Here is a 14,925-nt window from a genome sequence, read left to right as displayed (position 1 = left end):
AGGGTGGAACCGCGGGATTAATACTCTCGTCCCTACGTCTGGCAACAGGCGTAGAGACGAGAGTTTTTTTGTATGTCTATGCGCTTGCTGCTTTCTATGGAGCGGTCCGGGAACGGACGGAAAACAGTGAAAGAAGGAGAGGGTCAGAAAATGAATTTTCAAAAAATGATTTTGACGCTGCAGCAATTTTGGGCTGATCAACAGTGTATTTTGGTTCAGCCTTATGATGTGGAGAAGGGTGCAGGAACGATGAACCCGATGACGTTTCTGCGTTCGATAGGACCTGAGCCTTGGAATGTAGCGTATGTGGAGCCTTCCCGCCGACCAGCGGATGGCCGTTACGGTGAAAACCCTAACCGACTGTATCAGCATCACCAATTCCAGGTTATTTTGAAACCATCGCCAGATAATATTCAGGAGCTTTATTTGGATAGCCTAAAGCAGCTGGGTATTGATGCGAATGAGCATGATATTCGCTTTGTTGAGGATAACTGGGAAGCTCCCACGCTTGGCGCATGGGGACTTGGCTGGGAGGTATGGCTGGATGGTATGGAAATTACACAGTTTACCTACTTCCAACAGGTTGGCGGCATCGATGTAAATCCGGTTGCGGTTGAGATTACTTACGGCATGGAACGGCTTGCATCATATATACAGCAAAAAGAAAATGTGTTTGATTTGGAATGGGTAGAGGGCATTACCTACGGCGACGTATTTAAGCAGCCTGAATACGAGCATTCAAAGTATACATTTGAGACTTCGGATACAGAAATGCTGTTTAGCTTGTTCAATATGTATGAGGCAGAAGCTCAAAAAACGATGGAGCATCATCTCGTGTTCCCTGCCTATGATTATGTACTGAAATGCTCGCATACATTTAACCTTCTTGATGCGCGCGGCGCGATTAGTGTAACCGAGCGTACCGGCTACATTACAAGAGTAAGAAATTTGGCGCGTGCAATTGCATCGACTTACTATGAAGAGAGAGAACGTCTCGGATTCCCGTTGCTAAAGAAAGGAGTGGAGCAGCATGACTAGAGATTTATTGTTTGAGATTGGTCTTGAGGAAGTACCGGCTAGATTTGTTCGCGGTGCGATGAACCAGCTTAAGGACAAAGTGGTAAAATGGCTGGCAGATTCACGCATTGAGCACGGAACCGTAAACGTCTATGCAACACCTCGCCGTATTGCTGTCCTGATTCAAGAGGTTGCCGAAAAGCAGTCGGATATGAATGAGGAGGCAAAAGGCCCGTCACGTAAAATTGCTCAGGATGATCAAGGCAATTGGAGTAAGGCAGCGCTTGGATTCGCCCGCAGTCAAGGCGTTCAGCCGGAGCAGCTGTATTTTCAGGAACTAGCCGGTGTTGAATATGTTTACGCAACAAAAAGCAGTATTGGTGCTGAGACTGCAGCTATATTGCCAGAGGGCTTGTTGTCTATTATTTTGTCGATGTCCTTCCCGAAAAATATGCGCTGGGGAAGCCATGAGCTTAAGTTTGTAAGACCTATCCGCTGGCTCATCGCTTTGTTTGGCAAGGATATTATTCCGTTTGAAATTACAGGAGTACAGACTGGCAACCAATCTCGCGGCCATCGCTTCCTAGGGGGCGATGCGGTCATTCTGGAGCCTGCTGAATATGTTGAGCGTCTGCGTGAACAGCATGTGCTCGTGGATGTTAGTGAGCGAGAGCAGCTTATTGTGGCACAAATTGATCAGTTAGCTAAAGAGAAAAATTGGGAAATCGCAATCAAAGAGGATTTGCTCGAGGAAGTGCTGTTCTTGGTTGAATATCCAAACGTATTGTTTGGCGGCTTCGATCCAGCTTTTCTAAATATTCCGCAAGAAGTATTGATTACGTCGATGCGCGAGCATCAGCGGTACTTCCCAGTATTTGATGCAAGCGGACAGCTGCTGCCGTTTTTCGTTACGGTACGCAACGGTGACCGTAGATCGATTGAGCTTGTGGCAAAGGGCAACGAAAAGGTATTGCGCGCAAGACTATCGGATGCAAAGTTCTTTTACGAGGAAGATCATAAGCTGACGATTGAGCATGCACTCTCCAAGCTGGAAAATATCGTCTATCACGAGGAGCTGGGCTCGGTTGCTGACAAAGTGAGACGCATTCGTGCAACTGCTGATTTAATCAGCAAGCAGTTGGTGGTAGATGTGCAAACTGCTGAGGATGTTAGTCGTTCCGCGGATATTTGCAAATTCGATCTCGTGTCGCAAATGGTATATGAATTTCCAGAGCTGCAAGGCATTATGGGGGAAGATTATGCGATAAAAGCAGGAGAGCGCAAATCTGTGGCGAAAGCCATTAATGAGCATTATCAACCACGCTTTTCCGGCGATCTCGCACCTTCTGAAATTACAGGTGCAATCGTAAGCTTAGCGGATAAAATAGATACCATCGTGGGCTGCTTCTCTATTGGCATCATCCCAACAGGCTCACAGGATCCGTATGCGCTTCGTAGACAAGCAGCTGGTATTGTTCAAATTATACTAGCGCATGGCTTAAAGCTGGAGCTGAACGATTTGTATGCTGCTGCGTTGTCTGTGCATGAGAGCCGCGGTTTGAAGCGACAAGCTTCAGACATTAGCAAGGATCTTGCTGATTTCTTCGCACTTCGTGTCAAAAACGTATTGTCTGAGCAAGGCGTACGGTACGATGTTGTGGATGCTGTTATGGCATCAGGCTTCACAGATCTGAAGTCAACGATTGAGCGTGCTGCTGTGGTTCAAGCTTTGGCTGCCAGCGATGAGCGCTCTGAATTTAAAACAACCGTTGAGCAATTCAATCGCGTCAGCAATCTAGGCTCCAAGGCAGCTCATAAAGCAGCTGATCCAGCTTTATTTGCAGAGCAAGTTGAGACTGAGCTTTACGAAAATTGGCAGCAGCAGCGCCCGACTTTCAATGCAGCTATCGAAAATGGTGACATTTCGAAAGCAGTACAAACCTTGTCCTCGTTGAAGCCGTATATTCATTCTTATTTTGAGAAGGTTATGGTTATGTCGCCGGATGAGGCTGTACGGGCAAACCGTTTAGCAACACTTGCAGGAATTGCTGAGGATATCGCGATTATCGCTGATTTTTCAAAGCTTGTTTGGTAATGGGTTGATACAGGAGGATGATCATTCATGTCTCATGCGAATCCAGAAGTAATCGTATACGTCGTTTCTGATGCTGCGGGGGATACAGGTGAGCTAGTCGTGCGTGCTGCGATAGCTCAGTTCCATCCGATGAACACCGAAATTCGCCGAGCCCCTTTTATCACAGAGGAATCAGGCTTGCAGCGGATCGTACAGCAAGCGAAGCAGTCGGATGCAATTGTCTTGTATACGTTAGTTATCCCTAATCTGCGGAACAGTATGAAGAAGCTCGCGGATAGCTTTTCTGTTGTTGCAATTGATCTATTAGGCTCCTTTATAGAGACGCTGGAGCAGCGGACAGGGCGGAAGTCACGTCAAGAGCCTGGGCTTAACCATGTGCTTGATGCGGATTATTTCCGCAAAGTGGAGGCAGTTGAATTTGCTGTTAAGTATGATGATGCTCGAGACACCTCAGGTGTACTAAAAGCAGATATTGTATTGGTAGGGGTATCAAGAACCTCGAAAACTCCTCTATCCATGTATCTTGCGCATCAAAAATTTAAAGTCGCAAATGTGCCGCTGGTACCGGAGCTAAAGCCGCCTGAGGAATTGTTCAAGCTTCCTAAGCGCAAAATAATTGGGCTGACTATTGGCGTTTCATATTTAAATACGATCCGCAAAGAACGGCTTAAAGCGCTAGGCTTGCCTAATAATGCATCGTATGCAACGACAGACCGTATTGAAAAAGAGCTCCTTTATGCCGATACTATAATGAAAAAGCTTGATTGTGTCGTTATTGACGTTTCCCATCGTGCAGTGGAAGAGACGGCAAGCTTAATTATGGAATATGTACGGATGCCTTAACAGCCGCTGGCAGGATTTTTTCGAGTTATGCCGTATATAATAGTAATGGATATGAAATATAATTCGAGCGGTGATGTCAAATTAGGCTGAAACAACTTACTATTGTAGTTGACGCGGACGCTTGCCCAGTTAAGTCGGAAATTGGCGAGACGGCAAGACGTTTCTCAGTACCTGTTCTTATGGTGGCCTCGCATGACCATCGATTGGAGCCGCAGCTTGGCGTGAATATCGTCCAGGTTGATCGAAGCAATCAATCTGTAGACCTGTACATCGTCAATCATATTGTACGCGGTGATATTGTCGTAACGCAGGACTTTGGACTTGCATGCATAGCTATCGGAAAAGGTGCAATTGTCTTATCTCCGCGCGGGGAGCAATACTCGGACGAAAACATTGATTATTTAATGGAGCGCAGACATGAGCTCGCCAAGCGCAGACGTACCGGGGGTAAAACTAAAGGCCCAAAAGCGATGAATAATGACGATCGTGATCGTTTTCAACAAAAGTTGACAAAAGTTTTGCGGAATGAGCAGGAGAACCATGACATATAGCGAATATTATTTACGTGTTACTTAGGATGAAGGTGATGAACGATGACATACGGTAATAAAATACCGGAGGAAGTCATTGATGCGGTGCGAAAGCATCATGACATCGTAGAGACGGTCGGAAAATATGTTCATCTCACGAAGCACGGCAAATATATGAAGGGGTTATGTCCGTTCCATTCGGAGAAGACCCCCTCGTTTACAGTTACGCCGGAGCTCCAAATTTACCATTGCTACGGCTGCGGCAAGGGCGGGAATGTGATTCGATTTGTCGAGGAAATGGAAGGTTACTCCTTTCCAGAGGCGGTGCGTATTCTGGCGACAGATGCAGGCATGCCTATCACATGGTCTTCACCCGATGGAAGTAAAGCTACGCCGCACGATGCTGAGAGGTCAAAGATCATTGAAGCTCATGACCTGACGATCAAGCTGTATCATCATGTGTTGAATAACACGAAGCAAGGTCAGGCTGCAAAGCAATACTTGCGGGAACGAGGTCTTACCGACAAGCTGATCGATCATTTTATGATCGGTTACGCTCCTGAGGAATGGGATTTGCTCGTGCGGTTTCTGACGAATCGTGGATTTGATCCAGCATTAATGGAAAAAGGCGGATTGCTCTCGGCAAAAGCTGACGGGAGCGGGTATGTGGATCGGTTTCGTAATCGCATTATGTTTCCAATATGGGATCGAGACGGCAAAGCTACCGCGTTTGCGGGTCGCATTATAGGCGAAGGACAGCCGAAATACTTGAATACCTCGGAAACAATGCTGTTTACGAAGAGCAAGATACTTTATAACCTGCATTATGCGCGGCCAACGATCCGTAAGAGCAAACAGGTAGTATTGTTTGAAGGCTATATGGATGTCATCAAATCTTGGAGCGCAGGTGTGAAAAATGGTGTAGCGACGATGGGGACAGCTCTGACCGAAGATCATTGTGTCATTTTAAAGCGACAAGCAGAGGAAGTTATCATTTGCTACGATGGTGACGATGCTGGACAAGCAGCGGCATTCAAATCGATTCCGATGCTAGAGAGCGCAGGCCTAAAGGTATCGGTGGTGATGCTTCCAAAAGGCAAGGATCCCGACGATTATATAAGCGAATATGGACCGGAAGCATTCTTGAGAGATGCGATAGATCAATCCGTTTCAGTTGCAAAATTTAAGCTTATATATTCAAGGAAAAACCATATACTGCTAAAAGATGAAGGTAAAAAAGATTATCTGCTTGAAGCAGTACAAATTATTGCAGAGCTTGATTCATCAACAGAACGCGAGGTCTACTTAAAAGAAATATCACGTGAGTTTGATATCTCTCTTGACGCCCTGAAGCAGGACTGCCATCAAATCAGGCAGGAGCTGCAAAAAAAGAAACCGCAAGGGGATAATAACGACAATTCGTGGAATAATGGTAGGAATGAAAAGCCCCGAAAGTCTGGACCGCCAACACTTATGCCCGCTTATACTCATGCAGAGCGAAGGTTGCTGCATGTTATGATGCGAGACCGAGAAGTTGCGCAAGCGGTTCATGAACGGCTTGGGGATGCGTTTAATGTAGAGGATCACGCAGCGCTTGCTGCTTATTTATACGCTTATTTTGCACAGGGCTATGATCCGGATGTCAGCCGCTTTATTGCAACGCTGCATGATGACCGGCTAGAGCGGGCAGCTGCATCCATATTGATGATGGACGGAGACTTCCCATTCGACGATGCGACAATGGACGCGTATATTCACGACATTATCAAGGTTCCACAATATCGGGACATTGATCGTAAGAAGGAAGAAATGGTACGTGCTGAGCGTACCGGAGATTTTTTGGCAGCAGCACAAATAGCTAGTGAGATTATAACCCTAGAGAGACAGCTTAAAGGTCGACAGGAAGATCGTTTCTAGGGAGGAGGGAGTCGGATTATGGCGAATGATCAACATACTGAACTAGATACCGAACAAAAACTGGATCATGTGAAGGATCAATTGATCGAGCAAGGCAAAAAGAGGTCTTCTTTAACATACAAAGAAATTATGGATAAGTTGGCTCCTTTCGATCAAGAACCGGAACAAATTGATGAATTTTTTGAACAGCTTGATGATTTTGGAATTGAGGTACTGAACGAAAACGAAGAAGAAAATCCACTCGCTGCTGGTGGGGAAGAGCCAGAGCGTGAGCAGGATGACTTCAACTTCGACGATGATCTTGCACTGCCGCCAGGCATTAAGATTAACGATCCAGTGCGGATGTACTTAAAAGAAATTGGCCGTGTTCCACTTCTGTCAGCGGATGATGAGGTTGAGCTTGCACAGCGAATTGAGAACGGCGACGAGGAAGCTAAGCGTAGATTAGCGGAAGCAAACTTGCGGCTTGTCGTAAGTATTGCTAAGCGCTACGTTGGTAGAGGAATGCTGTTTCTTGATCTGATTCAAGAAGGTAATATGGGTCTGATTAAAGCTGTTGAGAAGTTTGATCATCAGAAAGGCTTTAAGTTCAGTACGTATGCGACTTGGTGGATTCGTCAAGCCATTACACGCGCGATTGCTGACCAAGCTCGGACGATTCGTATTCCGGTTCATATGGTGGAAACGATTAACAAGCTCATTCGCGTTTCCCGTCAATTGCTTCAAGAGCTTGGACGCGAACCGACACCTGAAGAAATTGCTGCTGAGATGGAGCTGAGCACGGAGAAGGTTCGTGAGATCATGAAAATTGCTCAAGAACCAGTATCGCTCGAAACTCCAATTGGGGAAGAAGATGATTCACATCTTGGGGATTTTATCGAAGACCAAGAAGCTCTTGCCCCAGCGGACGCTGCTGCCTACGAGCTGCTTAAAGAGCAGCTGGAGGACGTGCTTGATACGTTGACCGAAAGAGAAGAAAATGTATTAAGACTTCGCTTCGGCCTAGACGATGGACGTACGAGAACGCTGGAAGAGGTTGGCAAAGTATTTGGCGTTACACGTGAGCGTATTCGTCAAATTGAGGCCAAAGCCCTTCGGAAGCTTCGCCATCCAAGCCGCAGCAAGCGGTTGAAGGATTTCCTTGAATAAAAAATAATGTTAAACAATAGTGACCTTTCTGCTCTTGCAGCGAGGTCTTTTTTCTAAAAAATAACGCTTATACATAATGACTAATCACCACTCAGGTTGATACCGAAAGGATAGCGGGATTCCATGAACGAGGATCGTCGGCAAATTATCGTGAAAGAAATTGGTCATTGGCGTCATAGCAAACTGCTGCCGGATCAATATTGTGACTTTCTACTCAATTTATATGCTGATCAAGATACGGTCCAGACAGCCAGAGAACAGCATCATACCGTTGGAAAAGCAATCGCTGCAGTGCAACGTGCAACAGGCATGCAGTGGCTCCTTACATTTGGAACCTTTACCTTAATTTCCTTTGTTGTGCTTTATTTTAACGAATTTCATCCACTATTGCAAATGGCAGTCGTGGCGCTAGGAGTCAGTATATTTTTACGGATAGGACAGCGTTTGCGCAGCCGTAATGAAGCAGCAGGTTTAGCTATAACGAGTACAGGCATGCTCCTTTTATTGGGTGGGGGATTATACATGCTGAATCTGCACGGTTTGGATCATTGGGCTTGGAAAACTAGCCTGCTGGCCTTCTGCTCGCTTTTTTGGGTCATTTACGGCATTACAGCACGAATACCCGTCCTTCATTTATGTGGTTGGTTAGCGGCAACACTTGTCTATGCTTGGTTGCTATCGCAATTTATGGTGAATTCTAAATGGTATGAAATTCAGCTCTATTGGCTGCCAATAGCTTGCCTGTTCGGTTGGAGCTGTTGGTTCGTTAACCGTTGGTCGAAGACCGTATCTGCGGTCCTATTCTTAACCTGTGCCATGATATGGTTTATGCCGGAGCTTTATACGGTGATGTTTGTAGAAGAGGCGATATGGATTCAACTGCAGCTTATTATCAAAATTGCTGTCGGTGGAGCTTTGTTATTTTCAATGCGGAAAAAATGGATGGTGTGGATTGTATAATGTTGAAATTATCTAAACGTCTGCAGCTTATTGCAGATTATGTTACGGCGGGTTCGCGAGTAGCGGATATTGGCTCGGATCATGCGATGCTTCCTGTTTATTTGCTGCAGTCAGGCAAAAGCCCTTCTGCTATTGCAGGAGAGCTGAATCGCGGTCCATATGAAGCGGCAAAGAAGCAGGGGGCTGATGCAGGTCTGTCAGCGCAATTGACAGTTCGTCAAGGTGATGGTTTAAATGTACTGCAGATCGGTGAGGCAGATACCGTAACGATTGCAGGCATGGGCGGAAGTTTAATGAGCGACATATTAGAGGCAGGACATGCCCTGAACAAGCTGGAAGGCGTTAAGGAGCTCGTGCTGCAGCCGAATGTGGGAGAAGAAATTGTTCGTGAATGGCTTCTAAAGCATGACTGGTTTTTGGCTGGAGAGACCATCATCGAGGAAGATGGTAAAATTTACGAAATTATGCACGCTGTTCGTTCGGCAGATGTTGCTTTGCGCAATGATGACCTATATGACGGATCCTTCTTAAAGCTGGAGCTTCCTTCTGAAACATTATTTAAAATATTGAAGCAGATGGGACCTCATTTGCTTCGCAATCCCGAGCCGGCACTATTCAAAAAATGGCGGCATGAGCTGAATAAGCTCGGAAGAATTTGTCAGCAGCTATCGGAGTCAGAACTAGCTGAATCTACAATTAAGCGTGATCAATTTCAATTGGAAATGAACAGGATTGAGGAGGTGCTGCAATGTTTGCCCACGGTCAAACCGTTGTCCAACTAATGGAGCAGCTTGCTCCAAAGCATTATGCGGTTGAAAATGATAAAATTGGTCTTCAGCTTGGGACGTTGAATAAGTCAGTCAAAAAAATTCTCGTCGCTTTAGATGTAACGGATGCGGTCGTTGACGAAGCTATTGAACAAGGCGCAGAACTTATCATTGCTCACCACGCCATCATTTTTCGGCCGCTAGCGAAGCTGGATACTTCAACAGCCGCTGGCCGCTTGTATGAAAAGCTTATTAAAAACGATATTGCTGTCTACATTTCACATACGAATTTAGACGTAGCAGACGGCGGCATCAATGATTGGCTTGCCGACCTCATTGGTATCGTTCCAGACGGGCGTCAGTGCCTTGAAGAGGTTCATACGGATAAACTCTACAAGCTGGTTGTATTCGTCCCTGAAACTCATCAGGAGCAGGTGCTTGAAGCCATATGGCGTGCAGGTGCAGGAGAGCTAGGCAGCTACAGCAATTGCAGCTTCAATATAAAAGGCACAGGGACATTTGTTCCAGGTGAGGGTACGACTCCATTTATAGGCGTTCAAGGCAAGCTGGAGCGTGTAGATGAGGTTCGAATTGAAACGGTGGTTCCATACAGCGTGCATCGCAAAACAGTTCAAGCGATGCTAAAAGCACATCCTTACGAGGAGGTTGCTTATGATCTGTATCCGATCGATTTAAAAGGGCGTTCCTTCGGCTTGGGCCGCTCTGGCAAGCTTGCTTCCCCTGTTACATTAGGCGAACTGGCAGAGCAGGCTAAGCGAATATTTGATGTTCCAGCTGTTCGGGTTGTCGGTCCTCTGGATCGAGTGATACGTAAAGCAGCAGTACTGGGCGGGGCAGGAGCTAAATATGTTCGTCATGCGATCTTTGCAGGAGCGGATGTGCTGGTTACTGGGGATATTGATTATCATACTGCTCATGATGCGCTTGCTGCGGGTATGACGATTATCGACGCTGGTCATAACATAGAGAAGGTCATGAAGCAGCAAGTTGCTGATTGGCTGAATAAGCAGCTGGCTAACAGCAAATCAGCAACAAAAGCGATGGCATCCGAATTGAATACAGAGCCGTTTACTTTTGTGTAATATTTAGCATGGGGTTGAGCTTTTACTCAATACCTTGTATACTTAACGATGCCACGGAAAGTTTGACAGACAATCGCTGGCGGCCTCGTTGCCGCGAGAGGAAAGTCCGGGCTCCACAAGGCAGGATGCTGGATAACGTCCAGTCAGCGCGAGCTGAAGGATAGTGCCACAGAAATGGACCGCCGATGGCCGGCTTTAGCCGGCACAGGTAAGGGTGGAACCGTGGTGTAAGAGACCACGAGGAGCATAGGTGACTACGTTCCTGGTAAACCCCATCTGGAGCAAGACCGAGAGGACGCCGCAGCCATGAGCTGCAGCCTTAGCCTGAGGCGCGTCCGGGTTGGTTGCTTGAGCCATGCAGCAATGTACGGCCTAGATAGATGATTGTCGCTTCATCGTGGGAGGGTCGTTCCCGTATGGACCACTAGAAGTACAGAACCCGGCTTACGACAAACTTTCCGCACGAACTTACACTTATAGACAAAGAGCACCCATCGCGCAGCGATGGGTGCTTTCTTGCATTTGCATTTGTAGATGTATTTATTTATCGTATTTAGAAATAATTCGATCAAGCCTGCGCTTGACCTGATCTGGGTAAGTTTGTAAGGCGCCGCCGAATTTGGAAGCTGCGCTCAGCGCTTTATCAACGTCAATCTCCCCATAGCCGAAATAATTATCCTTGCCCGCATCTCCCAAATCAACCGCTGATTTTCGCATAAGCTCCATAACCTCGACATTTGACAGCTCTGGATTGACAGAGCGGATTAATCCAGCTAGCGCGGCGACATGTGGGCTTGCCATAGACGTGCCTGACAGGGCTGCATATTGACTGCCTGGATAAGTGCTTGCAATGCTGTCTCCCGGCGCAGCCACATCGATATAGTCGCCGTAGTTGGAGAAGGAAGCCTTCTCTTTACTGCTATTAGTTGCGGCAACCGCAAAGACCTCCGGATACGCAGCAGGAAATCCAGGCCGATCGGTATTGTCATTGCCGCTTGCGGCGATCATGACAACATCATGTTCGTATGCATACTTAATCGCATCATGAAGAAAATCAGCCTGTGCATAATTTCCCAAGCTCATATTAATAACTTTAGCTCCATGATCAACTGCCCAAATAATGCCTTGAGCAACAGAATAGGTGGAACCTGCTCCGCTGCTGTCAAGCACCTTAACCGGCATAATTTTGTTGTACCAGGATAATCCTGCTACTCCTTCTCCATTGTTGACAGAAGCGCCAATAATGCCGGAAACATGCGTACCATGACCTACATCATCATCAGGTTCAGCGGACTCATCTACAATGTTGATGCCTTCAACTATTTTCCCTTTTAAATCTGGATGGTTGCTTTGTACACCAGTGTCAAGTACAGCAATAATGACTTGGTCGTTGCCTTTGGAAATGTTCCAGCCTTTTTCCGTTTCAATGGAGGGCAAGTTCCATTGATATTCCGAATATAGTGTATCATTTGGTACAATCGTTTCATTCGTCATATAGAGGTAATGAGGCTCCGCGTATTCGGTATTCCAAGATTGCTTGAAATATTGAACAAGCTGATCTGCTTCAATATTTCGGGATCGGAATACGAAGGTATCGCCCATTTGCTTGACGGATTCCGCATTGATTTCACTCTTTACACGATTAAGCTCCGCTTGCGATAGATTCTTAGTGAAATGAACAACAACTTCACGAATATGGTAATGGCTTGCATTGCCATTGTCTTCTCCCGTACGAACCGTTGTGTCCGTCGTTGTATTTGGTTTTACGGATTCAATTTTATAGTTGCCTTCAGCTGGATAGGGGATCAGCCTAAGATTGCGAAGCTGATGTTTTTCGACTTCTTTTACAATGTCCTGCTTGATCACACCGACAACTCCAATGCCAGTATGTTTGGAATCAGGAACGCCGAGCACCATGTAGCGGCTGCCATCTTTAGTTGAAAAGGCAGGCGATTCATACTTTGCTCCTTTTGAAACCTGTGTTTTTGCTTCACTAACATAGGTTTCCACTTTACTTCCATCCATTTTTGGCAATGTACCGCGGTTAACACTTCGTTTGCCAGATATCCAGCTTATATAGCTCATATGCATATGCTCATGCATCATATGTTCAATATGCTTCTCGGCTGATGCTTTGGAGTCCTTGCTGGCACTCATTAGCTTTTGAAAATCTTTGGAGCATTCTGAGGCGCAAAGCATAGCTGTTGCTTTCATGTCATTTTGCAAAGTAGCCATTTTGAGCGTATGCTCTCGTTTAGCCGAAAAACTAGAAGTCTGAGGGGACTTGGTCTTTGTTTCCTTCGGTGCAAATAAAGTTGTGCTTGGAATAAGCAATGCGGCCAAGGCAATAATCGTTAAACCGCCGATCCATTTTTTTGACATGCTTGAAACCTCCATTAATCGTTCTGAGTAAAGCAAAGCCTAATTTATAGGGTTAGGTATCTAAGCAGAAAATATGCGAGGAAATAAGGGAATCGTGAGTACCACTTCAATGTAATTTGTGGTACGATGATCATGATGTAGTTTTTATGTGTGTTCGGATTATGAAAGGGGATCTACCTATATGCCAAATGCTAATGTTAAATCACTTACAGAAACAACTCGTGAAAAACTAAAGGATGCGGTTAGTCAGATCGAACCGTTTCTGAATAACAATGCTCTACTCCAATTAGCTGGAGATGATGCTGGAGAAGAAACCCAGCTATTTTACAAGGGGCTTTTATCTGATTTGAGACATTTATTGGTGTTTTCTGAAGTGTCAGTTGAAAAGCTGGGGGTATTGCTCAGACGGCCCAATTTTGATATTGAATATGCAGAACGTGTGCTTTATGAGGCTTATCATCAATGTGTAAGTGCGTTCTATTATCCGAAGAATGAATGTTATTCTGAAGACGGCCGTTATGCCTATACAGGTCAAGATGCGATTCGCTTCCGCTTCAAGCCAAGCCGTGATTCACGTGACATAATACTTAGTGTTTCAAAAATATACGAAGAGCTGCGTGATGAGTTGGCTTATTACGAAAACGACTACATGACGCAGCGTCGCATGCAAGCGCAAAAATAAGGCAGAATGAATCACCTCCGGTCAGGGAAACTTGATAGTGGAGGTGATTTTTTTTATGCCAAAAGGCGTAAGTTGTAGTGTAGCCAACTGTAACTTCTGGAAGGAAGGCAACAATTGCGGTGCAAATGCAATAACAATTGAGATTGATCAGCATGCAGATGCACATTTTAATGAGGAGTTTGCCGAAGCTGAGCTTGGAGAACTTCATCAGGATCATGCTGAGCAATCCAAATCAACTTGCTGCCTTACCTTTAAACCGAAGGAGTGATGGTCGATGGGTGATTTTAAGAACGATAAAAAAAAGAGGCATAACGAGCGGCGAGATCGGGTAAACCATGATAGTCATCCGATTGTAGGCTCAGATCGTTTACTTGATGTAAATGAAGAAATGGCTGCTGATTTTGCAATTAATCAGCCTGTGGTGCATGCAAAGCGGGGAGAGGACCGGTCTGTAGAACGAGTTGAACCAGAGAGAGCTTACTCCGGCGGTTATGCGATTGGCTGGGTTTCACTGGTATTTGCGATAGCATCATGGTTTATTTGGCCCGTTCTGATGGGAGTGACATCAGCGGTGCTAGGCTTTATCGCATATCGACAAGGGGCTAGAGGACTCGGTGGGTGGTCTATGGCGATCGGACTTATTGCAGTAGCGTTAAATTTAGTCATTGTGCCCTTATATTATGCTTTAACTTAAACAATAAAGAGGCTCCTGCCCAGGGGAATGGGCAGGAGCCTCTTTATTTGCTATTTCAACGATTGCTCACGATGCTTCTGCACCTCAACATTCAAGGCAAGCATTTCGCGATCAAGCAGATGGATCATATCGGCAGAACCTTTGAGCTGCTGTTGGATATGCGGTGGAATTTGTTCATTGAACTTATAATAAATTTTATGCTCAAGGCTTGCCCAAAAATCCATTGCAATGGTCCGAATTTGGATTTCGACAAGTACATTCTCTGTCCGGTCCGTTAAAAACACTGGGATTTCAATGAGTAGATGAATACTCTGATAGCCATTTGGTTTTGGTTTGATTACATAGTCCTTAAGCTCGACAACCTTGACATCGCTTTGCTTGCTGATCATGTCAACGATTTGATAAATATCTGTGGAGAAGGAGCAAATGACACGTACGCCTGCGATATCACGTATATGCTGTTTAGCATCCTCAAGCGTTATTTCGAGTCCCTTGCGTTGAAGCTTTTGCATGACGCTCTCTGGTGTTTTAATTCTAGTCTTCATATGCTCGATCGGGTTATAATCGTGAATAAATTGAAATTCTTCATTTAAAATGTTAAGTTTTGTTTCTACGGCATCAAGCGCAAATTTATAAGTTAGAAAAAAATGAGCCCATTGTTTTAGCTGATTGGTTTTCATTATTGCTGATCACTCCTGATATAACTAATATGTATATTTGCAATGATACGATCAGACATTTTCATCTGGACAAGAATCGTTGTATTATTATAATGGTCGATATTAT

Annotated in this window: 14 protein-coding genes and 1 other RNA gene; 13 read left to right on the top strand and 2 right to left on the bottom strand. The window is 45.5% G+C overall.

The features are described from left to right. Positions 1–150: 150 nt before the first annotated feature. The 10 genes from glyQ (at position 151) to rnpB (ending at position 10,843) form a co-directional block, all read left to right on the top strand. Positions 151–1,038, top strand: a complete 888-nt coding sequence (gene glyQ, locus MHI37_RS19085) for a glycine--tRNA ligase subunit alpha (RefSeq protein WP_076336873.1) — start codon at positions 151–153, stop codon at positions 1,036–1,038. Then, positions 1,031–3,112 (top strand): glycine--tRNA ligase subunit beta, encoded by a 2,082-nt coding sequence (gene glyS / locus MHI37_RS19080; RefSeq protein WP_076336799.1) that lies wholly within the window; start codon positions 1,031–1,033, stop codon positions 3,110–3,112. Before glyQ ends, glyS begins: the two co-directional genes overlap by 8 nt. A 27-nt stretch (positions 3,113–3,139) precedes the next feature. Further along, positions 3,140–3,955 (top strand): pyruvate, water dikinase regulatory protein, encoded by an 816-nt coding sequence (locus tag MHI37_RS19075; protein WP_076336800.1) that lies wholly within the window; start codon positions 3,140–3,142, stop codon positions 3,953–3,955. 80 nt (positions 3,956–4,035) lie between these two features. After that, positions 4,036–4,506: a YaiI/YqxD family protein gene (locus MHI37_RS19070; RefSeq protein WP_083676247.1), complete on the top strand. Its 471-nt coding sequence runs from the start codon at positions 4,036–4,038 to the stop codon at positions 4,504–4,506. A 42-nt stretch (positions 4,507–4,548) separates the two neighbouring features. Beyond that, positions 4,549–6,402, top strand: a complete 1,854-nt coding sequence (gene dnaG, locus MHI37_RS19065; RefSeq protein ID WP_076336802.1) for a DNA primase — start codon at positions 4,549–4,551, stop codon at positions 6,400–6,402. A gap of 18 nt (positions 6,403–6,420) precedes the next feature. Further along, positions 6,421–7,551: an RNA polymerase sigma factor RpoD gene (gene rpoD / locus MHI37_RS19060; RefSeq protein ID WP_076336803.1), complete on the top strand. Its 1,131-nt coding sequence runs from the start codon at positions 6,421–6,423 to the stop codon at positions 7,549–7,551. A 123-nt stretch (positions 7,552–7,674) separates the two neighbouring features. Continuing rightward, positions 7,675–8,511: a hypothetical protein gene (locus MHI37_RS19055; protein ID WP_076336804.1), complete on the top strand. Its 837-nt coding sequence runs from the start codon at positions 7,675–7,677 to the stop codon at positions 8,509–8,511. Continuing rightward, a complete protein-coding gene (locus MHI37_RS19050) occupies positions 8,511–9,293 on the top strand; it encodes a class I SAM-dependent methyltransferase (protein ID WP_076336805.1) in 783 nt (260 codons plus the stop codon). Before MHI37_RS19055 ends, MHI37_RS19050 begins: the two co-directional genes overlap by 1 nt. Further along, positions 9,260–10,381 (top strand): Nif3-like dinuclear metal center hexameric protein, encoded by a 1,122-nt coding sequence (locus tag MHI37_RS19045; protein ID WP_076336806.1) that lies wholly within the window; start codon positions 9,260–9,262, stop codon positions 10,379–10,381. The genes MHI37_RS19050 and MHI37_RS19045 overlap by 34 nt, the downstream gene beginning before the upstream one ends. Before the next feature lie 57 nt (positions 10,382–10,438). Then, positions 10,439–10,843, top strand: an RNA gene (rnpB, locus tag MHI37_RS19040) — RNase P RNA component class A. Positions 10,844–10,921: 78 nt separating this feature from the next. Here the strand turns inward: rnpB and MHI37_RS19035 are convergent. Continuing rightward, positions 10,922–12,763: a S8 family peptidase gene (locus MHI37_RS19035; protein WP_076336807.1), complete on the bottom strand. Its 1,842-nt coding sequence runs from the start codon at positions 12,761–12,763 to the stop codon at positions 10,922–10,924. A gap of 181 nt (positions 12,764–12,944) precedes the next feature. Here MHI37_RS19035 and MHI37_RS19030 point away from each other — a divergent pair, with 181 nt between their 5' ends. The 3 genes from MHI37_RS19030 to MHI37_RS19020 are packed head-to-tail and all read left to right on the top strand — an operon-like array spanning position 12,945 to position 14,139. Then, entirely contained in the window at positions 12,945–13,445 is a 501-nt protein-coding gene (locus MHI37_RS19030) for a YpuI family protein (RefSeq protein WP_076336808.1), read from the top strand. 55 nt (positions 13,446–13,500) lie between these two features. Then, positions 13,501–13,713 (top strand): DUF1540 domain-containing protein, encoded by a 213-nt coding sequence (locus tag MHI37_RS19025; protein WP_076336809.1) that lies wholly within the window; start codon positions 13,501–13,503, stop codon positions 13,711–13,713. Positions 13,714–13,719: 6 nt separating this feature from the next. Then, positions 13,720–14,139: a hypothetical protein gene (locus MHI37_RS19020; RefSeq protein WP_083676248.1), complete on the top strand. Its 420-nt coding sequence runs from the start codon at positions 13,720–13,722 to the stop codon at positions 14,137–14,139. Between the two features lie 50 nt (positions 14,140–14,189). Here MHI37_RS19020 and MHI37_RS19015 read toward each other — a convergent pair whose 3' ends face one another. Further along, complete coding sequence (locus MHI37_RS19015) at positions 14,190–14,819, bottom strand: GTP pyrophosphokinase family protein (protein ID WP_076336810.1); 630 nt, start codon at positions 14,817–14,819, stop codon at positions 14,190–14,192. Positions 14,820–14,925: the final 106 nt, after the last annotated feature.

Origin of the sequence: Paenibacillus sp. FSL H8-0548 (assembly GCF_038630985.1) — a bacterium.
GTDB lineage: Bacteria > Bacillota > Bacilli > Paenibacillales > Paenibacillaceae > Pristimantibacillus.
Note: the sequence above shows the minus strand (reverse complement) of the source record. Positions and strands in the feature narration are given on the sequence as shown.

Bases quoted from the DNA above. Each gene is read 5' to 3' on its own strand.
- glyQ (WP_076336873.1), top strand. From the start codon at position 151: ATGAATTTTCAAAAAATGATTTTGACGCTGCAGCAATTTTGGGCTGAT.
- glyS (WP_076336799.1), top strand. From the start codon at position 1,031: ATGACTAGAGATTTATTGTTTGAGATTGGTCTTGAGGAAGTACCGGCT.
- MHI37_RS19075 (WP_076336800.1), top strand. From the start codon at position 3,140: ATGTCTCATGCGAATCCAGAAGTAATCGTATACGTCGTTTCTGATGCT.
- dnaG (WP_076336802.1), top strand. From the start codon at position 4,549: ATGACATACGGTAATAAAATACCGGAGGAAGTCATTGATGCGGTGCGA.
- rpoD (WP_076336803.1), top strand. From the start codon at position 6,421: ATGGCGAATGATCAACATACTGAACTAGATACCGAACAAAAACTGGAT.
- MHI37_RS19055 (WP_076336804.1), top strand. From the start codon at position 7,675: ATGAACGAGGATCGTCGGCAAATTATCGTGAAAGAAATTGGTCATTGG.
- MHI37_RS19050 (WP_076336805.1), top strand. From the start codon at position 8,511: ATGTTGAAATTATCTAAACGTCTGCAGCTTATTGCAGATTATGTTACG.
- MHI37_RS19045 (WP_076336806.1), top strand. From the start codon at position 9,260: ATGTTTGCCCACGGTCAAACCGTTGTCCAACTAATGGAGCAGCTTGCT.
- MHI37_RS19035 (WP_076336807.1), bottom strand. From the start codon at position 12,763: ATGTCAAAAAAATGGATCGGCGGTTTAACGATTATTGCCTTGGCCGCA.
- MHI37_RS19030 (WP_076336808.1), top strand. From the start codon at position 12,945: ATGCCAAATGCTAATGTTAAATCACTTACAGAAACAACTCGTGAAAAA.
- MHI37_RS19025 (WP_076336809.1), top strand. From the start codon at position 13,501: ATGCCAAAAGGCGTAAGTTGTAGTGTAGCCAACTGTAACTTCTGGAAG.
- MHI37_RS19020 (WP_083676248.1), top strand. From the start codon at position 13,720: ATGGGTGATTTTAAGAACGATAAAAAAAAGAGGCATAACGAGCGGCGA.
- MHI37_RS19015 (WP_076336810.1), bottom strand. From the start codon at position 14,819: ATGAAAACCAATCAGCTAAAACAATGGGCTCATTTTTTTCTAACTTAT.